This is a genomic window from Pseudomonas sp. ChxA (genome assembly GCF_030263855.1).
Taxonomy (GTDB): domain Bacteria; phylum Pseudomonadota; class Gammaproteobacteria; order Pseudomonadales; family Pseudomonadaceae; genus Aquipseudomonas; species Aquipseudomonas fluorescens_CB.
In genome coordinates this window covers 1,359,782-1,377,730 of the sequence record NZ_JARPMK010000002.1, presented here as the reverse complement: position 1 = coordinate 1,377,730, position 17,949 = coordinate 1,359,782, and the positions used below count along the sequence as shown (strand labels likewise).

Annotated in this window: 18 protein-coding genes and 1 pseudogene; 6 read left to right on the top strand and 13 right to left on the bottom strand. The window is 60.0% G+C overall.

Annotation, left to right across the window (positions count from 1 at the left end; all coding sequences use genetic code 11):
- Positions 1 to 3 precede the first annotated feature (3 nt).
- Positions 4 to 987: a tonB-system energizer ExbB gene (gene exbB / locus P5706_RS32145; RefSeq protein WP_200432368.1), complete on the bottom strand. Its 984-nt coding sequence runs from the start codon at positions 985 to 987 to the stop codon at positions 4 to 6.
- Positions 988 to 1,176: 189 nt separating this feature from the next.
- Here exbB and P5706_RS32140 point away from each other — a divergent pair, with 189 nt between their 5' ends.
- Positions 1,177 to 2,028, top strand: a complete 852-nt coding sequence (locus P5706_RS32140; RefSeq protein ID WP_285684458.1) for an SDR family oxidoreductase — start codon at positions 1,177 to 1,179, stop codon at positions 2,026 to 2,028.
- 127 nt (positions 2,029 to 2,155) lie between these two features.
- Here the strand turns inward: P5706_RS32140 and P5706_RS32135 are convergent, their stop codons facing one another.
- From P5706_RS32135 to P5706_RS32110, 6 genes are all read right to left on the bottom strand, one after another.
- The gene (locus P5706_RS32135; RefSeq protein ID WP_285684456.1) at positions 2,156 to 2,899 is read right to left on the bottom strand and encodes a hypothetical protein; all 744 of its coding nucleotides are present in this window, start codon (positions 2,897 to 2,899) and stop codon (positions 2,156 to 2,158) included.
- Between the two features lie 56 nt (positions 2,900 to 2,955).
- The gene (gene ridA / locus P5706_RS32130) at positions 2,956 to 3,336 is read right to left on the bottom strand and encodes a deaminase RidA (RefSeq protein ID WP_003176922.1); all 381 of its coding nucleotides are present in this window, start codon (positions 3,334 to 3,336) and stop codon (positions 2,956 to 2,958) included.
- Positions 3,337 to 3,360: 24 nt separating this feature from the next.
- A complete protein-coding gene (gene spoT / locus P5706_RS32125; RefSeq protein ID WP_016975931.1) occupies positions 3,361 to 5,466 on the bottom strand; it encodes a bifunctional GTP diphosphokinase/guanosine-3',5'-bis pyrophosphate 3'-pyrophosphohydrolase in 2,106 nt (701 codons plus the stop codon).
- Between the two features lie 60 nt (positions 5,467 to 5,526).
- A complete protein-coding gene (gene rpoZ / locus P5706_RS32120; protein ID WP_003176920.1) occupies positions 5,527 to 5,790 on the bottom strand; it encodes a DNA-directed RNA polymerase subunit omega in 264 nt (87 codons plus the stop codon).
- Positions 5,791 to 5,957: 167 nt separating this feature from the next.
- On the bottom strand, positions 5,958 to 6,578 hold the full coding sequence (gene gmk, locus P5706_RS32115) for a guanylate kinase (RefSeq protein WP_285684453.1): 621 nt from the start codon (positions 6,576 to 6,578) through the stop codon (positions 5,958 to 5,960).
- 10 nt (positions 6,579 to 6,588) lie between these two features.
- Positions 6,589 to 7,452: a YicC/YloC family endoribonuclease gene (locus tag P5706_RS32110; RefSeq protein ID WP_285684451.1), complete on the bottom strand. Its 864-nt coding sequence runs from the start codon at positions 7,450 to 7,452 to the stop codon at positions 6,589 to 6,591.
- 217 nt (positions 7,453 to 7,669) lie between these two features.
- Between P5706_RS32110 and rph the strand changes: the two genes are divergently transcribed.
- Both rph and P5706_RS32100 read left to right on the top strand, forming a co-directional pair.
- The gene (gene rph / locus P5706_RS32105; protein WP_057961002.1) at positions 7,670 to 8,392 is read left to right on the top strand and encodes a ribonuclease PH; all 723 of its coding nucleotides are present in this window, start codon (positions 7,670 to 7,672) and stop codon (positions 8,390 to 8,392) included.
- Between the two features lie 22 nt (positions 8,393 to 8,414).
- Positions 8,415 to 8,783, top strand: coding sequence for a DUF4870 domain-containing protein (locus P5706_RS32100; RefSeq protein ID WP_200432373.1), 369 nt, complete (start codon positions 8,415 to 8,417; stop codon positions 8,781 to 8,783).
- A 58-nt stretch (positions 8,784 to 8,841) separates the two neighbouring features.
- Here P5706_RS32100 and crc read toward each other — a convergent pair whose 3' ends face one another.
- Positions 8,842 to 9,621, bottom strand: a complete 780-nt coding sequence (gene crc / locus P5706_RS32095) for a catabolite repression control protein Crc (RefSeq protein WP_003176915.1) — start codon at positions 9,619 to 9,621, stop codon at positions 8,842 to 8,844.
- 82 nt (positions 9,622 to 9,703) lie between these two features.
- On the opposite strand from crc, the gene pyrE reads away from it, so the two are divergent.
- Positions 9,704 to 10,348, top strand: a complete 645-nt coding sequence (gene pyrE, locus P5706_RS32090; protein ID WP_017135848.1) for an orotate phosphoribosyltransferase — start codon at positions 9,704 to 9,706, stop codon at positions 10,346 to 10,348.
- Between the two features lie 183 nt (positions 10,349 to 10,531).
- Here pyrE and argB read toward each other — a convergent pair whose 3' ends face one another.
- The 4 genes and pseudogenes from argB to coaBC all read right to left on the bottom strand — a co-directional run bounded on the left by argB (position 10,532) and on the right by coaBC (position 14,788).
- A complete protein-coding gene (gene argB / locus P5706_RS32085; protein ID WP_015886532.1) occupies positions 10,532 to 11,437 on the bottom strand; it encodes an acetylglutamate kinase in 906 nt (301 codons plus the stop codon).
- Positions 11,438 to 11,456: 19 nt separating this feature from the next.
- Positions 11,457 to 12,878: pseudogene (locus tag P5706_RS32080) on the bottom strand (phosphomannomutase/phosphoglucomutase); the annotation flags it as partial.
- A 240-nt stretch (positions 12,879 to 13,118) separates the two neighbouring features.
- Positions 13,119 to 13,574, bottom strand: coding sequence for a dUTP diphosphatase (gene dut, locus P5706_RS32075; protein WP_056860833.1), 456 nt, complete (start codon positions 13,572 to 13,574; stop codon positions 13,119 to 13,121).
- Between the two features lie 5 nt (positions 13,575 to 13,579).
- Complete coding sequence (coaBC, locus tag P5706_RS32070) at positions 13,580 to 14,788, bottom strand: bifunctional phosphopantothenoylcysteine decarboxylase/phosphopantothenate--cysteine ligase CoaBC (RefSeq protein WP_015886530.1); 1,209 nt, start codon at positions 14,786 to 14,788, stop codon at positions 13,580 to 13,582.
- A 143-nt stretch (positions 14,789 to 14,931) separates the two neighbouring features.
- Here coaBC and radC point away from each other — a divergent pair, with 143 nt between their 5' ends.
- Positions 14,932 to 15,606, top strand: coding sequence for a RadC family protein (radC, locus tag P5706_RS32065; protein ID WP_200432375.1), 675 nt, complete (start codon positions 14,932 to 14,934; stop codon positions 15,604 to 15,606).
- Positions 15,607 to 15,663: 57 nt separating this feature from the next.
- Here radC and P5706_RS32060 read toward each other — a convergent pair whose 3' ends face one another.
- A complete protein-coding gene (locus tag P5706_RS32060; RefSeq protein WP_285684445.1) occupies positions 15,664 to 17,256 on the bottom strand; it encodes an ABC transporter substrate-binding protein in 1,593 nt (530 codons plus the stop codon).
- 458 nt (positions 17,257 to 17,714) lie between these two features.
- Between P5706_RS32060 and rpmB the strand changes: the two genes are divergently transcribed.
- On the top strand, positions 17,715 to 17,948 hold the full coding sequence (gene rpmB, locus P5706_RS32055; protein WP_003176907.1) for a 50S ribosomal protein L28: 234 nt from the start codon (positions 17,715 to 17,717) through the stop codon (positions 17,946 to 17,948).
- Position 17,949: the final 1 nt, after the last annotated feature.

Below are 17,949 nucleotides of genomic sequence, written 5' to 3'. Positions count from 1 at the left end.
CGATTACCCCACTTTCACCATGTGCGGTTGCGAGCTGCGCTCGGTAGGCAGGTGATCGAGGTCGCGGCTCACCAGCAGCAGAACTTCTGCCGACGCGTCCGATACCTGGGCCTTGTAGCCGGCAATCGAACGGGCGAAAACGTTGTAGATCACCACCGCAGGGATTGCTGCAACCAGGCCCAGGGCGGTTGCCAGCAGGGCTTCGGCAATGCCGGGGGCGACGACGGCGAGGTTGGTGGTCTGGGTTTTGGCGATGCCGATGAAGCTGTTCATGATGCCCCACACGGTGCCGAACAGGCCGACAAACGGTGCGGTGGAACCGATGGTAGCCAGCACGCCGGTGCCGCTGCTCATGTTACGGCCACAGGCTGCAACCAGGCGCTCGAGGCGGAAGCTGACGCGTTCCTTGATGCCTTCTTTTTCGCGGGTATTGACCGACAGGCGCATTTCTTCCAGCGCGTCGTGTACCAGCAGGTTGGCCAGGGTGCCCTTTTTGGTCGCAGTGTCGCTGGCTTCCTTGAGGGTGGTGGCTTTTTTCAGGTGGACGATCTCAGTGCGCAGGCGGCGCTTGGCGCCCAGCAGCTCAAAGCCCTTGGCGATCCAGATGGTCCAGGTGATGATCGAGGCGATAGCCAGGCCGATCATCACGGCTTTTACCACCACGTCAGCGTTCTGGTACATGCCCCACGGCGACAGGTCATGGGCCATGCCCAGGCTGTTGTCTTCTTCCAGCACTACACCGGTTTCGTCGGCCGGTGCAACGTCGCCTGCAGCCTGGGCCGGGTCGGTGGCAACCGGCGCAGCAACAGGAGCGGCTGGCGTAGCGCCAGTGTGCTCGGCAGCCGCCGGTGTGGCTGGGGCGGTGGCATCAGCGAAGGCGGCGGTCGGTGCCAGCAGTACGCTGAACAGCAGCGCAGCAATCGCACGCCAGGCGCGGGATGGGCTGTGAAGCTTGGTTGGCGAAGCGGGGTTTGTATTACGTGTCATGCTGGCCGGACCTGAGAGGAAAAAATGAGTGATCGTCCTGCCAGACCCTTGGGGGTCGAGGACAAATGGGCGGTTATTATTGCAAGTAATTCTTGTTAACAGAAGTAATACAGTTACTTTATTTGTCCTTTTTCTGGCCGCTCGTCATCTGCGAAGGCTAATCTAGACCTTTAAGAACGGAGTTTTATGATGTCTGCGCCTTCTGTTGTGATTGCCGGTTGCGGCGATGTGGGTAGTCGGCTGGCCAGCCAATTGCTCGCCGCGAATTGGGAGGTTCATGGCCTGCGCCGTGATATTTCAAAGCTCCCCGATGGCGTGATCGGCATTGCCGGCGACCTGTTTAAAAAGGATTGCCCTGACACCTGGCCGATCGGCGGGGTGGATTACCTGGTGTATTGCGCGGCCGCCACCGACCACGATGAGGCCGGGTATCGCGCGGCATACGTGCAAGGGTTGCAGCATGTGTTGGAGTGGCTGAGTGACTACGGCCAGGAGCCCAAGCACCTGCTGTTTGTTTCCAGCAGCAGCGTGTATGGCCAGCAGCATGGTGAGTGGGTCGACGAAACATCTGATACCAAGGCGACGGGCTATTCCGGCCAGGTCATGTTGGAGGCCGAGCAGGTCGCGCTCAACAGTGGGATCCCAGCGAGTATCGTGCGCTTGACCGGGATTTACGGCCCGGGCCGCGAATGGCTGCTGACCCAGGTACGCCAGGGCTATCGCGTGGCAATCGATCCGCCTTTATATGGCAACCGGATTCACGCGGATGATGCGGCGGGTTTGCTGGCCTTTTTGCTGCGTCATGTAGAGCAGGGCGGCGCGCTGGACAAGGTCTACATCGGCGTCGACGACGCCCCGGCGCCATTGGCGGAGGTGGTCGGTTGGTTGCGTGAGTACCTGGGCGTCACGGAGTGGGCGGATGACGCCAGTGTGCGGCGCGCGGGCAGTAAGCAATGCAGTAATGCCCGGGCCAAAGCGTTGGGCTGGATGCCGACCTACCCGAGTTATCGCGAAGGGTATGCGGCGATTCTCAAGGGCTGAGACGCAGTCGAAAAAATGTGGGAGCTGGCTTGCGTGCGATAGCGAAGTATCAGTCGACATCTATCTCGACCGAACCATCTTCATCGCAGGCAAGCCAGCTCCCACATGTGGATCAGCGTGCTTCCGGTTATTTCTTCTCAAGCAGCCATTGGCGCGGGCCAGGTGTGAACTGCGGCACCTCGTCTGCCTGGGCGGTGTTGATCGCCTGGAATATTTCCAGCTGTTTACCCTTGCGCGCGAAGATCCACGGGTTGCCCTGGCCATTCAGTTGCAGCCAGATGCTGTCATAGCCGCCGCTCATGGAGGCGCAGTCGCCCGCCAGGCACAGCGAGTAGCGGTCGACGCCTGGCAGGCCGGCGACCTTGCCGTCGGCCTGGAACTGCACTGTGGCGCCGTCGCCGTTGCCGTCGGTAATCTTCCAGTCGCCGCCCATATAGGCTGCATACAGTGTGCGTTCGAAGTTGGCACCCAGTGGCGCACCTTCCGGAGCGGGGTCCTTGGCGCGGGCGAACAGCTGCTCGGGCTCGTTATCGTTGGCCACTTGCAGCAGTTGCTTGCCTTTGCGCTTGAGTTCGGTGGCGGAGCTGCCGTAGAACTCGACGCTCCAGGCGCCGGATTTATCGCCGAGCAACTTGCCTTCGGCGACTTCAAAACCGTTGTAGTAGCGCGCCTGCAAAGCCTTGGTGTTGACCTCCCATTCGAGGTTCGGGCCAAAACTCTGCAACGCTTCACGCAAAGGGCCGCCCTTGGCTGCCGCGTTGATGGCGGCCTGGTTGATCCAGGTGCCGCTTACATCCCGGTCGGCGGGGTTGCTGGCGCAGCCGCCGAGCAACAGGGCGAGCGTTGATAAGGCTACAAGCGCTTTGCGCATCATGAAATCCTTCTGAAACGAAGTCGGCGCAGCCTGTTGAGGCTGCGCCGGGTGTTTTACTCGATGACCAGAATCGCGTCCATCTCAACCTGTGCGCCCTTTGGCAGGGCGGCAACGCCAATGGCGGCGCGGGCTGGGTACGGTTGTTCGAAGTACTTGCCCATGATCTCGTTGACCTTGGCGAAGTGGCTCAGGTCGGTGAGGAAGATGTTCAGCTTGACGATGTCCTTGAACGAACCACCGGCGGCTTCGGCTACGGATTTCAGGTTTTCGAAGACTTGTACGGTTTGTGCTTCGAAGCCTTCAACCAGTTCCATGGTCTTTGGGTCCAGCGGGATCTGGCCGGACATGTAGACGGTGTTGCCCGCCTTGATCGCCTGGGAATAAGTGCCGATGGCGGCTGGGGCTTTGTCGCTGGTGATAACTGTCTTGGTCATGTGTGACTCCTTGTAATAGGTCTGTTAGGCACGCATGCGGGTGATACGGATGACCCCGGTCAAGGCGCGCAGTTTCTTGATCACGCGGGCCAGGTGCACGCGGTCGTGCACGCTGACCACCAGTTGGACCACGCTGATGCGGCCATCGCGTTCATCCATGCTGATTTTTTCGATATTGCCGTCGGCCGCGTTGACGCTGCTGGCCAGCAAGGCGATCAGGCCGCGCTGGTGCTCCAGCTCCACGCGCAGCTCGACGTTGAATTCGCCGGTGACATCCTTGGCCCAGGAAAGCTGGATGCATTTCTCCGGGTTGTGGCGGATTTCGGTGATGTTGCGGCAGTTGTCCAGGTGCACCACCATGCCTTTGCCCGCCGACAAGTGGCCGACAATCGGGTCGCCAGGGATCGGCGTACAGCATTTGGCATAGCTGAGTACCAGGCCTTCGGTGCCGCGAATCGCCAGCGGGCCTTCCGGGCTTGGCAACTGTTCGCCTTCGCCGAGCAAGCGGCGTGCGACTACGTAGGCCATGCGGTTACCCAGGCCGATGTCTTCCAGTAAGTCTTCGATGGTTTCCTGGCGGTACTCATGGAGCATCGCCTGCACGCGCTCTGTCGGGATCTTGTCCAGGGCACTGTCGAAACCGTTGAGGACCTTGTTCAGCAGGCGTTCGCCGAGGCTGATGGATTCGGAGCGGCGTTGCAACTTCAAGGCGTGGCGGATGTGTGTCCGCGCTTTACCGGTCACCACGAAGTTGAGCCAGGCCGGGTTCGGGCGCGCGCCGGGTGCGCTGACAATCTCGACCGTGGAGCCGCTTTGCAGCGGTTCGGACAGCGGCGCGAGGCGTCGGTTGATCCGGCAGGCGATGCAGCTGTTACCGACGTCGGTGTGCACCGCGTAGGCAAAGTCGACCGCCGTGGAGCCTTTGGGCAGCTCCATGATTCGGCCTTTTGGCGTGAACACGTAGACCTCGTCCGGGAACAGGTCGATCTTCACGCTTTCGATAAATTCCAGGGAGTTGCCGGCACGTTGCTGCATTTCCAGCACGCCTTTGACCCACTGGCGAGCACGGGCGTGCGTGCCTTTGGGCTGTTCGTCGCCGCTGGATTTGTATAGCCAGTGCGCCGCGATGCCGTTGTTGGCCATCTCTTCCATTTCCCGCGTACGGATCTGGATCTCGATCGGCACCCCGTGCATACCGAACAGCGTGGTGTGCAGCGACTGATAGCCGTTGGCCTTGGGAATGGCGATGTAGTCTTTGAAGCGGCCCGGCAGGGGTTTGTACAAATTATGTACAGCGCCCAGCACGCGGTAGCAGGTGTCTACCTTGTCGACGATGATCCGGAACGCGTACACGTCCATGATCTCATTGAAGGCCCGGCGCTTGCCGCGCATCTTCTTGTAGATGCCGTAGATGTGCTTTTGCCGGCCGCTGACTTCGCCTTCAATCTCGTCGATCGCCAGGCAGTGGCTCAGCGACTCTTCGATCTTGTTGACGATTTCCTTGCGGTTGCCGCGTGCTCGCTTGACCGCCTGGTAGATGCGCGCCGAGCGCATTGGGTGCATGGCCTTGAAACCGAGGTCTTCGAATTCGATGCGAATGGCATGCATGCCCAGCCGATTGGCGATGGGCGCGTAGATTTCCAGGGTTTCCTTGGCGATGCGCCGGCGTTTTTCGCCGGACAGCACTTCCAGCGTGCGCATGTTGTGCAGCCGGTCGGCCAGCTTGACCAGAATCACACGGATATCCCGTGCCATGGCCATGGCCATCTTCTGGAAGTTTTCTGCCTGGGCTTCGGCCTTGGTCTCGAAGTTCATCTGGGTCAGTTTGCTGACCCCGTCGACCAGTTCGGCCACGGTTTCACCAAATTGCGCACTCAGCGCTTCTTTGGCGATGCCGGTGTCTTCGATCACGTCATGCAGCATCGCGGCCATCAGGCTCTGATGGTCCATGTGCATGTCGGCAAGAATATTGGCCACCGCAAGAGGATGCGTGACATACGCCTCACCGCTTCGGCGGCGTTGGCCGTCGTGGGCTTGTTCGGCGTAGAAATACGCTCGGCGGACCAGGTTGACCTGGTCTGGGCCGAGGTAGGCCGATAAGCGATCGGCGAGGGCGTCTATGCTCGGCAAAGTATGAACTCCTGCCGTTGGCTGTGACCCCGCGCCGTGCTACGTCGACCAGGCATAGGCTTAGACGGCCTCGTTGGACTCGTCCTCGAACGCTGCAAACAGCGGTTCGTCTTCAACGATTTCAGCGTTGGCGATGAACTCGTAGCTCATCAGGCCTTCAGCGATTTCACGCAGGGCTACAACGGTAGGCTTGTCGTTTTCCCACTGGACCAGGGGCTCTTTGCCGCCGGTGGCCAGTTGACGGGCACGCTTGGTAGAGAGCATGACCAGCTCAAAGCGGTTATCCACGTGTTCTAGGCAGTCTTCAACGGTTACGCGGGCCATGGTATTCCTCGGAGCGAATGCAAGATGCGCGCTGCCCGGTTGGGCGAGCGGACTAAACAGTTTAAAAAATCACCAGCGTTAAGGGAAGCGCTGATTTTTCCCGCGCCCTCGCAAAACCGCTACAAGTGCCAATGTAAAGCCCTTGCAGCGGTTTTGGGAAGAGCCAATCAACCGAGCAGTTCAGCCAGTAATTTGCCAAAACGCTGCTGCTGACGCTTTTGCTGGAGCTGATTGGTGCGGAAAATCGCCTTCAAATCATCCAGGGCGTGGGCAAAATCGTCGTTGATGATCAGGTAGTCGTAGTCGACGTAGTGGCTCATTTCGCTGACAGCTTCGCGCATGCGGCCTTCGATGATCTCATCGCTGTCCTGGCCACGGTTGGTCAGGCGCTGGTGCAACGCCTCCAAAGACGGCGGCAGGATGAAGATCGAACGCGCCTTGGGCATCAGCTGGCGCACTTGTTCGGCGCCCTGCCAGTCGATTTCCAGGATCAGGTCGTGGCCTTCGTCCAGCGTCTGCTGCAGGTGGCTTTGCGAGGTGCCATAAAGGTTGCCGAACACTTCGGCGCGCTCCAGGAAGTCGCCGTGTTCGATCATCTTGACGAATTCGGTGCGCTCGACGAAGTGATAGTGCACGCCGTTCACTTCACCTGGGCGCATGGCGCGGGTGGTGTGCGAGACTGAGATGTGGATCTGCTCGTCAGCGTCGGTCAAGGCTTTGACCAGGCTGCTCTTGCCCGCCCCCGAAGGGGCGGAAATGATGTAAAGGGTGCCGGTGCTGTGGGTCATGAAAGTTGCCTTACTCAATATTCTGTACTTGTTCGCGCATCTGTTCGATCAACACTTTGAGGTTGACCGCAGCCGTGGTGCTGCGCGGATCAAACGCCTTGGAGCCCAGTGTATTGGCTTCTCGGTTGAGTTCCTGCATCAGGAAGTCCAGGCGCCGACCGGCGGCACCGGCGGACTTGAGCACGCGGCGCACTTCAAGAATGTGGGTGCTCAGGCGGTCGAGTTCTTCGGCCACGTCGCTTTTTTGCGCCAGCAACACCATTTCCTGCTCCAGGCGCACGGGGTCGAGGTCGGCCTTCATGTCGGTGAAGCGGTCCAGCACCTTTTGGCGCTGGGTGGCGAGCATCTGCGGCACCAGCTCGCGCAGGGTGACCACGTCCTCTTCGATCGAGGTCAGGCGCTCGCTGATTAAACGGGCCAGCTCGGCGCCTTCGCGCTCGCGGCCGGCCTTGAGCTCCTTCAAACCCTGGGTGAACAGGGCGAGGGCTTCGGCATTGAGGGCTTGCGGGTCGGTAGCATCGGCCACCAGTACGCCGGGCCAGGCCAGCACTTCCAGCGGGTTCAGCGCGGCCGGCTGCTTGATCAGGCCGGCGATGGTTTCGGCGGCGGCTACCAGTTGCGCGGCGCGGTCGCGGTCGACCTGCAGCGGTTTGCCGGTGGTTTCTTCGGTAAAACGCAGGGTGCATTCCAGCTTGCCCCGCGAGATGCCCTGGCGCAACGCTTCACGCACCGCGCCTTCGAGGTCGCGGAAGGATTCCGGCAGGCGCAGGTGCGGCTCCAGGTAGCGGCTGTTGACCGAGCGCAGTTCCCAGCTCAGGGTGCCCTGGACGCCGGCTTTTTCGACGCGGGCGAAGGCGGTCATGCTGTGCACCATGGAAGTACCTCGCGATGCAGTCCCGCAAATACGGGCTGATAAGTAAGTTGAAGCCGACAGGCTGCGAAGGCGCAGGATTGTAGCGCAGTGGGGCGAGCGCGCCCAAACAATGGGCAATAGTCTGAACATTCGTAACCGGATTTTTTAGAAGTGCCCCGAAACGGTTCGCGGCTCTATAATGCTCGGCAGTTTTTCGTCCTTCGTACAGGTATCCCCTATGAAACGTCCAAGTGGTCGCGCTGCCGATCAGCTCCGCTCGATCCGCATTACCCGCAACTACACCAAACACGCCGAGGGATCTGTACTGGTCGAGTTTGGCGATACCAAAGTAATTTGCACTGTCAGTGTCGAAAACGGCGTGCCGCGTTTCCTTAAAGGCCAGGGCCAGGGTTGGTTGACTGCCGAGTACGGCATGCTGCCGCGCGCCACCGGCGAGCGTAACCAACGTGAAGCCAGCCGTGGCAAGCAAGGCGGCCGCACCCTGGAAATCCAGCGCCTTATCGGCCGCTCGCTGCGCGCAGCCCTGGACATGTCCAAGCTGGGCGACGTGACCCTGTACGTCGACTGCGACGTAATCCAGGCTGACGGCGGCACCCGCACCGCCTCCATCACCGGCGCCATGGTAGCCCTGGTTGATGCGCTTAAAGTGATCAAGAAGCGTGGCGGCCTCAAAGGCGGCGACCCGCTCAAGCAGATGATCGCCGCGGTGTCGGTGGGCATGTATCAGGGCGAGCCAGTGCTGGACCTGGACTACCTGGAAGACTCGGCCGCCGAGACCGACCTGAACGTGGTGATGACCAGCACCGGTGGTTTCATCGAAGTGCAGGGCACCGCCGAAGGCGCGCCATTCCAGCCAGCCGACCTCAACGCTATGCTCGCCCTGGCCCAGAAAGGCATGAGCGAAATCTTCGAACTGCAGAACGCCGCACTGGCCGACTGAGCCCGCCTCAAGGAGAAGCGCCATGAATGACAGCCAAATGCCGGTGCCTACGCCTTCCTACGAAGTGCGCCAGAGTGCCATGTTGTGTCATCTCGCGGCGTTTCTTGGGTTTGTGTTCCCCTTCGGTAGTGTCGTGGGGCCATTGATCCTGTGGCAGATGAAGAAGGAAGTGGACCCGTTCATTGACGATCAGGGCAAGGAAGCCCTGAACTTCCAGATCACCGTGGCCATCGCCTGGATGGCGTGCATCGTGCTGGCCTTCGCAGTGATCGGGTTTTTCCTGATGTTTGCCCTGGCGATTGCCACGGTGGTGCTGACGATCATCGGCAGCATCAAGGCCAACAAGGGGATAGCCTATCGCTACCCACTGACCTGGCGAGTGGTCAAATAACGAACAGGCACAAAAAAACCGACAGCGATGTCGGTTTTTTTGTGCCTGGAAAAAGACCTTAGATGGTCAATGTCCAGTCGTAGTCCACGATCAGCGGCGCGTGCTGCGAAAAGCGCGGTTGACGCGGCAAGCGTGCGCTACGAACGAACCGGCGCAGGCCGGGAGTCAGCAACTGGTAGTCGAAACGCCAGCCCAGGTTGAGCATCTCCGCCTGTTCGTTATCCGGCCACCAGCTGTACTGGTCGCCTTCACGGCTGACTTCGCGCAGGGCATCCACATAACCCATGTTGCCGACAATCTCGTCCATCCAGGCCCGTTCCGGCGCCAGGAAGCCCGGTGATTGCTGGCTGTCGCGCCAGTTCTTGATATCCAGCTTCTGTTGCGCCACGTACAGCGAGCCACAGTAAATGTACTCGCGACGTTTGCGTCGCTGTTTATCCAGGTAACGGGCGAAATCGTCCATTAGCTTGAACTTCTGGTTCAAGTCTTCATCGCCGTTCTGCCCCGAAGGGAGCAGCAAGGTCGCGATGCTGACCTTGTCGAAATCGGCTTGCAGGTAGCGCCCGTAGCGGTCGGCTGTCTCGAAGCCGAGGCCGCTGATGACCGCCTTGGGTTGCAACCGTGAGTACAGAGCCACGCCACCTTGGGCAGGGACTTCGGCATCACAGGCATAAAGGAAGTAGCCATCCAGTTGGAAGGCTGGGTCGTCCAGTTCAAAGGCGGAGGCGCGGGTGTCCTGCAGGCAGATGACGTCGGCATTCTGTGCTTGCAGCCAACTGAGCAAACCACGCTCGACTGCAGCCTGAATACCATTGACGTTCACACTGATGATCCGCATAAATGGCCCCAAAAATCGCGTGCGTGTATGATACACGCCGTCTACCTAATTAGCTAAATCCGTGGTATCTGAGGCTTTTTTCATGCAGGCGTATCAACGCGATTTCATTCGTTTTGCCATCGATCGCGGCGTTTTACGCTTCGGTGAGTTCACGTTGAAGTCTGGGCGCACCAGCCCTTACTTCTTCAATGCAGGCTTGTTCAACTCGGGTTCGGCCCTGGCTCAGCTGGGTCGTTTCTACGCGGCAGCCATCGTTGACAGCGGTATTTCCTTCGACGTGCTGTTCGGCCCGGCCTATAAGGGCATCCCTCTGGCGGCCGCTACCGCCGTGGCCCTGGCTGAACATCATGAGCTGGATTTGCCATGGTGCTTCAACCGCAAAGAGGCCAAGGCGCATGGCGAAGGTGGCAGCCTGGTCGGTGCCCCGCTAAAGGGCGACGTGCTGATCATCGACGACGTGATCACCGCCGGCACCGCCATTCGTGAAGTGATGCAGATCATCGCGTCTCAGGAAGGCGCCAAGGCCGCCGGCGTGCTGATCGCGCTGAACCGCCAGGAGCGCGGCAACGGTGAGTTGTCGGCAATCCAGGAAGTGGAGCGTGATTTCGGCATTCCGGTGGTGAGCATCGTGTCGCTGAACCAGGTGCTGCAATACCTGGAAGATGACGCGCAGCTCAAGCAGCATTTGCCAGCGGTGCGTGCGTACCGCGAGCAGTTCGGCGTCTGATACCGAACACCTGTGGGAGCGGGCTTGTGTGGGAGCGGGCTTGCCCGCGATAGCAGTATGTCAGGCGGTGCAGTTCTTGAATGTGCCGCCGTCATCGCAGGCAAGCCAGCTCCCACATTGGAACGGTGAAAACAAAAAAGGCCCCGCTCAATGTGATTGAGCGGGGCCTTTTGTTTTCGCCGTTTAAGGCCGCTTGCGGTTACTGATCAGCGTACCCACACCCGTATCGGTGAAGATTTCCAGCAAAATCGCGTTCGGTACGCGGCCATCCAGAATGAGCGAACTGCCCACGCCGCCTTGCACCGCTTCCAGCGCGCAACGGATCTTCGGCAACATGCCGCCGTAAATGGTGCCATCGGCGATCAGTTCGTCCACTTGTTGAGTGGTCAAACCGGTCAACACCTTGCCTTCCTTGTCCATCAGGCCGGCGATGTTGGTCAGCAGCATCAGCTTCTCGGCTTTCAGTGCTTCAGCCACTTTGCCGGCAACCAGGTCCGCGTTGATGTTGTAGGACTCACCGTTGGCGCCCACGCCGATTGGCGCGATCACCGGGATGAAGTCGCCCTTGACCAGCAGGTTCAACAAGTCGGTGTTGATGCCGATCACTTCGCCGACCTGGCCGATGTCGATGATTTCCGGCTGGGTCATTTCCGGCGTCTGACGGGTAACGGTCAGTTTTTTCGCACGGATCAGTTCCGCGTCCTTGCCGGTCAGGCCGATGGCGCTGCCGCCGTGGCGGTTGATCAGGTTGACGATGTCTTTGTTGACTTGGCCACCAAGGACCATCTCCACCACGTCCATGGTCTGCGCGTCAGTGACGCGCATGCCATCGATGAAGTGACTCTCGATCGACAAGCGCTTGAGCAGGTCGCCGATTTGCGGGCCGCCACCATGGACGACCACCGGGTTGATCCCCACGGCTTTCATCAACACGATGTCGCGGGCAAAACCAGTTTTCAGCTCGTCGCTTTCCATGGCATTGCCGCCGTACTTGATCACGAGCGTCTTGCCGACGTAGCGTCGAATGTAAGGCAACGCTTCGGACAGGACCTTGGCAGTATTGGCAGCGGCTTCGCGTTCGAGGGTCATTCAGGGCTCCGGTAAAAAATCAGAACGGTAATTGGAGATCAGGGGCAACACGTTTCAACTGGGCGTGGAACACGTCCTTGATGCGCTGCAACTCAGCCTCGGTATCCGCCTCGAAGCGCAGTACCAGCACCGGTGTGGTGTTGGACGCGCGAACCAGGCCCCAGCCTTTGGCGTAATCGACTCGCACACCATCAATGGTAGTCAGGTTGGCGCCTTCGCCCCATTGCGCATCGTGCAGTGCGTCAATGATGCTGAATTTGCTCTCCTCGGTCACATGTATATTGATCTCTGGCGTAGAAATATCATTCGGGAAGGTCTGAAACAGCTCCTGCGCCGTGGATTTTTCCTTACTGAGGATCTCCAGCAGGCGGGCGGCGCTGTAAATACCGTCATCAAACCCGAACCAGCGCTCTTTGAAAAACACGTGGCCGCTCATTTCACCGGCCAACAACGCGCCGGTTTCCTTCATTTTCTTTTTGATCAACGAATGACCGGTCTTCCACATTAGCGGGCGCCCGCCATATTCCTTGATCAGCGGCGTGAGGCGCCGGGTGCACTTCACGTCGAAGATGATTTCGGCGTTGGCGTTGCGCGCCACCACGTCACGGGCAAACAGCATCAGCAGGCGGTCGGCGAACACGTTTTCGCCAGTGTCGGTCACAACCCCAACACGGTCGCCATCACCGTCGAACGCCAGGCCCACGTCGGCGCCGGTTTCCTTGACCTTGGCGATCAAGTCCACCAGGTTTTCCGGCTTGCCTGGGTCTGGGTGGTGGTTGGGGAAGTTGCCGTCCACGTCGCAGAACAGCGGGATCACTTCGCAGTTAAGGGCTTCGAGCAGTTGCGGAGCGATCACGCCGGCTGCGCCGTTGCCGCAGTCCACCACCACTTTCAGGCGGCGGGCGAGTTTGACGTCGCCGGTGATCTGGTCAGAGTAGCGTTGCAGAATGTCGACCTTGGTGACACTGCCTTTGCCGCTGGTCAAGTCGTTGGTCTTGAGGCGATCGTGCAGGGCCTGGATCTGTTCGTTGGCCAGGGTGTCACCGGCGATGACGATCTTGAAGCCGTTGTAGTCCGATGGGTTATGGCTGCCGGTGAGCATCACCCCGGACTTGCCGGCCAGTACGTTGGCTGCGTAGTAGAGCGCCGGTGTCGGCACCAGGCCGACGTCGCTGACGTGACAACCGCTGTCAGCGAGGCCCTGGATCAGTTGTTCCACCAGCTCCGGGCCGGACAAGCGGCCATCGCGACCTACCGAGACATTAGGTTCGCCCTGGGCCAGGCTCTGGGCACCGATGGCGCGGCCGATCCAGTAGGCGGTTTCGGCGGTCAGGGTCTTGGGCACCACGCCACGAATGTCGTAGGCGCGGAAGATGCTGTCGGGGAATGTCGGGGCTACTCGGGCTGCGGTACTCATCGCGGGGGTGAACTCCATCTGAAGGGGGCAAAGCTGGCCTTAAAGTGGCTGACCGGCAGGCTCAAACTGAAGGGTATGACGGTGTTTTCGGCAGAGAGTTCGTGGTGCAAAAATGCCATCGGCGTGCTGACGCTGCTTGGGCAGTCGCGTAATACATTGATTTCATTGTGGAAATCTCGCTGAATAAATCCGCACATTCTTCATCCTGAATAGCCATGCGGTGGCGTCTTGCCGGACAAGTGCGTCCGGCAAGGTTCAGCTTAGTCAGTGGCTGCCGGAATGCCCAAAACCACCTGCGCCGCGCTGAGTTTCGTCGAACTCCTGCACCAGTTCGAAGTGCGCCTGTACCACCGGTACCAGCACCAACTGAGCAATACGTTCGCCGACAGCGATGTTGAATGCGGTGTTGCCACGGTTCCAGCACGACACCATCAATTCACCCTGATAGTCCGAATCGATCAGGCCTACGAGGTTGCCCAGCACGATGCCGTGTTTGTGGCCCAGGCCGGAGCGCGGCAGGATCAATGCCGCCAGGCCTGGGTCGCCGACGTAGATCGACAGGCCGGTAGGAATCAGGATTGTCTGGCCCGGCTCAAGCACGGTGTCTTGCTTGAGCATGGCGCGCAGGTCCAGGCCGGCGGAGCCCGGAGTGGCATAGGCCGGCAGAGGAAATTCGTTGCCGATGCGGGGGTCGAGGATCTTGGCTTGCAAAGCGTGCATGTAAATTAAACCTGGTTCAGCCGTTGGGCGATAAATGAGATCAGTTGGCGGGCAATCTTGCCCTTGCTGGTCTGGGCGAAAAGGGTGGCGTGCAGTTCGCGGTCGATCACGCTGCAGGCGTTTTCCTCGCTGTTGAAGCCGATGCTCGGGTTGGCGACATCATTGGCAACGATCAGGTCGAGGTTTTTGTCTTTCAACTTGCGTGCGGCGTAGTCCAGCAGGTGCTCGGTTTCGGCGGCGAAACCGACACTGAACGGGCGGTCCGGACGGGTGGCGATGGTGGCCAGGATGTCCGGGTTGCGCACCATTTGCAGGAGCAGGCCGTCGCCGCTTGTAGGGTCCTTCTTAAGCTTTTGCGGGGCGACAACTTCCGGGCGGTAGTCTGCAACCGCTGCCGACGCGATAAACAGGTCGCAGGGAATGGCCGCTTCACAGGCCGCCAGCATGTCCCGGGCGCTGACTACGTCGATTCGCGTGACGCGATCGGGGGTCGGCAAGTGTACCGGGCCGGTGATCAAGGTGACGCGTGCGCCTGCCTCGACCGCAGCTTCCGCCAAGGCAAAGCCCATTTTTCCTGAGCTATGGTTGGTGATGTAACGCACCGGGTCGATGTTTTCCTGGGTCGGGCCGGCGGTAATCAGCACATGTTTGCCCGTGAGGGCCAGGTGCTGAAAGCACTCGGCGGCGCACAGCGCGAGGTCGGTGGCTTCAAGCATGCGGCCCATGCCCACGTCGCCACAGGCCTGGCTGCCAGACGCCGGGCCAAACACTTTTAGGCCTCGGCTTTGCAGAAGCTGGGTATTGGCCTGGGTGGCCGGGTCGCGCCACATGGCCTGGTTCATGGCCGGTGCGATGGCGACGGTAGCGTCGGTGGCCAGTACCAACGTGGTCAGCAGGTCATCGGCAATACCTTGGGCCAGGCGGGCGATCAGGTCGGCGGTGGCCGGGGCGATCAACACCAGGTCGGCCCATTTGGCCAGCTCGATGTGGCCCATGGCGGCTTCGGCCGCCGGGTCCAGCAGGTCCAGATGAACCGGGTGGCCAGACAAGGCCTGCATGGTCAGCGGCGTGATGAACTCACTGCCACCACGGGTCATGACCACGCGCACTTCGGCGCCCTGGTCCAGGAGCCTGCGAACCAGTTCTGCGCTCTTGTAGGCGGCAATGCCGCCGCCGACGCCGAGAACGATGCGTTTCCGATACAGACGCTGCATTGGTTTGCCTTTCCAGTTCAGTGATGCCAGTTCAGTGACGCCTGCGATGCCCCCTCCCCAGGGGAAATCACATGCAAAAAAGAGGGCTTAAGATAACACAGCGACCGTCAGGCAACAGCGGCGCACGTGCAGAGGGAGGTGGGATGAGTATTCGCGATTGGCCTGTGGCGGAACGTCCACGGGAGAAGCTTTTGGAATGGGGCGCAGCGAGCCTGTCGGATGCGGAGTTGTTGGCGATCTTCCTGCGTACCGGGGTTTCCGGCAGAAGTGCAGTCGACCTGGCGCGCCACCTATTGGCGCAATTTGGTGGCCTGCGCCCGCTGTTGGAGGCAAGCCAGACGCTGTTCAGCCAGCAGTTGGGGTTGGGGCCGGCGAAATTTGCCCAGTTGCAGGCGGTGCTGGAAATGTCTCGGCGGCATATGGCCGAACGCTTGCGCACTGACTCGGTGCTGGAAAGCCCGCTGGCCGTACGTGAGTACCTCAAGGCCTTGCTGCGCCACGAACCCCACGAAATATTCGGCTGCCTGTTCCTTGACTCAAAGCACCGGGTGCTGGGCTTTGAGGCGCTATTTGAGGGCACCATCGACACGGCCATCGTTTATCCGCGACAAGTGGTAAAGCGCGCCCTCGCTTATAACGCGGCGGCACTGATCCTGTGCCACAACCACCCGTCCGGGAGCGTCGAGCCAAGTGCGGCTGATCGAAAATTAACCAAATTACTGCAAAAGGCTTTGGAATCGGTGGATGTGCGGGTGCTCGACCACATCATCGTGGGAGATGGCGACCCGCTGTCGATGGCGGAATACGGATGGTTGTAGGGTGTGAGCAGCTGCAAGGTTGAAGCTGCAAGCCTCAAGCGGCTTGCAGCTTAGGGCTTAGGGCTTGACGCTGACCTTGGAGAAATCCTGGCGCCCAAATGGGCTCACCTGGTAGCCGTCGATATTCTTGCGTGCCAGGGCAAACGCAGTGGGGTGCGCCAATGGCAGCCACAGGGCCTGTTGCTGAATCTGTGCCTGGGCCTGCTGGTAGAGCTTGCTGCGCACACCTTGTTCGCTGGTGGTCTTGCCGGCGCTGATCAGCTTGTCCAGGGCCGGGTCGCAATAACGGGCAAAGTTGGTGCCGGATTTTACCGCTGCGCACGAGAACTGCGGGGTGAGGAAGTTATCCGGGTCGCCGTTGTCGCCGGCCCAGCCCATGAACAACAGGTCATGTTCGCCGGCTTTGGCGCGGCGGATCAGTTCGCCCCACTCAATCACACGAATCTCGGCCTGGATGCCGACCTTGGCCAGGTCCGCTTGCAGCAACTGCGCGCCGAGGTTGGGGTTGGGGTTCAGCAGGCTGCCGGTGGGGCGAGTCCAGAGCGTGGTTTTAAAGCCATTCTTGAGCCCGGCGCGCTCCAGCAGCGTCTTGGCCTTGGCGATGTCCTGTGGATAACCCGGCAAGTCCTTGGCGTAACTCCAGGTATTGGGTGGGTAAATGCCATTGGCCGCTTCGGCGGTGCCTTCAAATACGGCCTTGAGGTAGCTGCCTTTGTCGAAGGCCAAGTTGATCGCCTGGCGCACTTCAGGCTTGTCCAACGGCGGGTGCTGACTGTTGATCGCGACGAATGCGGTCATGAAGGCCGGGGTTTTTTCTACTTTGAGGGCGGGATCTTTCTCGGCTTCACCCACATCCAGTGGCTTTGGCGACAGGGCGATCTGGCATTCATCACGGTGCAGCTTTTGCAGGCGCACGTTGGCATCCGGGGTGATGGCGAAGATCAAGTTATCCACAGCCGGTTTGCCGGCAAAGTAATCCGGGTTGGCTTTATAGCGGACCACGGCGTCTTTCTGGAACCTTACAAACACGAACGGGCCGGTGCCGATTGGTTGGCTGTTGAGTTTTTCGGGCGTGCCGGCCTTGAGCAGCTTGTCGGCGTATTCGGCCGGGTAGATCGAGGCAAAACCCATGCTCAAGGCGGCGAGGAAGGTGGAATCGGCGTGATCAAGGGTGAAGCGCACGGTCAATGGGTCGAGGGCGTCGATCTTCTTGACCAGTGTGGGCAATTGCAGCGACTGCGCATGCGGGAAGCCGCTCTGGGCGATCTTGTGCCACGGGTTAGCCGGGTCGAGCATGCGTTCAAAACTGAAGCGCACGTCTTCGGCGGTGAGGGTGCGGCTTGGGGTGAAATACTCGGTGCGGTGGAACTTCACGTCCGGGTGCAGCTTGAAGGTGTACACCAGGCCATCGGGCGACACTTCCCAGCTATCCGCCAGGCTTGGCACCAGCTTGCCGGCGGTGGCGTCGTAGTCCACCAGGCGGTTCATCAGCACGTCGGCCGAGGCATTGGTGGTGGTCAGCGAGTTGTATTGCACCACATCGAACCCTTCGGGGCTGGCCTCGGTGCAAACGCTCAGATTGGTGGCCGCAGAGGCCAGCGGCGCGATAAATAGAGGGGCGAGCAATAGCGGTAGGGCAGCGAGGCGCATATTCGGTTTCCTTTGCAGATCGAAGGCCCATCTGCGAGTGCAGTCTGGAAAAAGCCTACCGTAGTGGTCTGATTGATAAATGACTAGCCCATTTTTGCCTGTGCTTTTGGCGCAAATGCTGTTTTGATGGCGCCTCAGCGCGTTTCGCCTTGCACTTTTGTGTGCCGACGGGCGCGGTAAATCATTCTGTGCGACGAGTGGTCGGCTGTTACAGCGGCCCCTCCTGGCAACGGTTCGGGCGTCTATTGCCAAGATTTACGCCGGTAAAAACACACGGGCTGTTGTTGCATTGGGGTCTTTCTGGTATAAAGCAGCGCTCTTTTCTAGGGGCCCGGTTCCTTCACTGTAGGTGTAGCCGGTAAGACCCTTAAAGAAACGCGGCGCCTGGCGCCAAATGACTGAGAGATTAAGCGGCCAACCCATGCCGGGTTGGGCATGTGGTTTTAGAGGGCTGAGGCATGTCGAGAGTCTGTCAAGTTACCGGTAAGGGTCCGGTGACTGGGAATAACATTTCCCACGCAAATAACAAAACCCGTCGTCGTTTCCTGCCGAACCTGCAGCATCACCGCTTCTGGGTTGAAGAAGAGAAACGTTTTGTTCGCCTGCGTGTATCTGCCAAAGGCATGCGTATCATCGACAAGCGTGGCATCACTGTCGTGCTGGCCGAAATCCGCGCCGCCGGCAAGATCTAAG

Excerpts from the sequence above, each read along its gene's own strand:
- P5706_RS32060 (WP_285684445.1), bottom strand. The coding sequence starts at position 17,256 with ATGCGCCTCGCTGCCCTACCGCTATTGCTCGCCCCTCTATTTATCGCG.
- argB (WP_015886532.1), bottom strand. The coding sequence starts at position 11,437 with ATGACCCTCGAACGCGAAGCCGCTGCCAATACTGCCAAGGTCCTGTCC.
- crc (WP_003176915.1), bottom strand. The coding sequence starts at position 9,621 with ATGCGGATCATCAGTGTGAACGTCAATGGTATTCAGGCTGCAGTCGAG.
- P5706_RS32100 (WP_200432373.1), top strand. The coding sequence starts at position 8,415 with ATGAATGACAGCCAAATGCCGGTGCCTACGCCTTCCTACGAAGTGCGC.
- P5706_RS32110 (WP_285684451.1), bottom strand. The coding sequence starts at position 7,452 with ATGGTGCACAGCATGACCGCCTTCGCCCGCGTCGAAAAAGCCGGCGTC.
- rph (WP_057961002.1), top strand. The coding sequence starts at position 7,670 with ATGAAACGTCCAAGTGGTCGCGCTGCCGATCAGCTCCGCTCGATCCGC.
- gmk (WP_285684453.1), bottom strand. The coding sequence starts at position 6,578 with ATGACCCACAGCACCGGCACCCTTTACATCATTTCCGCCCCTTCGGGG.
- rpmB (WP_003176907.1), top strand. The coding sequence starts at position 17,715 with ATGTCGAGAGTCTGTCAAGTTACCGGTAAGGGTCCGGTGACTGGGAAT.
- radC (WP_200432375.1), top strand. The coding sequence starts at position 14,932 with ATGAGTATTCGCGATTGGCCTGTGGCGGAACGTCCACGGGAGAAGCTT.
- P5706_RS32140 (WP_285684458.1), top strand. The coding sequence starts at position 1,177 with ATGTCTGCGCCTTCTGTTGTGATTGCCGGTTGCGGCGATGTGGGTAGT.
- rpoZ (WP_003176920.1), bottom strand. The coding sequence starts at position 5,790 with ATGGCCCGCGTAACCGTTGAAGACTGCCTAGAACACGTGGATAACCGC.
- dut (WP_056860833.1), bottom strand. The coding sequence starts at position 13,574 with ATGCACGCTTTGCAAGCCAAGATCCTCGACCCCCGCATCGGCAACGAA.
- P5706_RS32135 (WP_285684456.1), bottom strand. The coding sequence starts at position 2,899 with ATGCGCAAAGCGCTTGTAGCCTTATCAACGCTCGCCCTGTTGCTCGGC.
- coaBC (WP_015886530.1), bottom strand. The coding sequence starts at position 14,788 with ATGCAGCGTCTGTATCGGAAACGCATCGTTCTCGGCGTCGGCGGCGGC.
- ridA (WP_003176922.1), bottom strand. The coding sequence starts at position 3,336 with ATGACCAAGACAGTTATCACCAGCGACAAAGCCCCAGCCGCCATCGGC.
- exbB (WP_200432368.1), bottom strand. The coding sequence starts at position 987 with ATGACACGTAATACAAACCCCGCTTCGCCAACCAAGCTTCACAGCCCA.
- pyrE (WP_017135848.1), top strand. The coding sequence starts at position 9,704 with ATGCAGGCGTATCAACGCGATTTCATTCGTTTTGCCATCGATCGCGGC.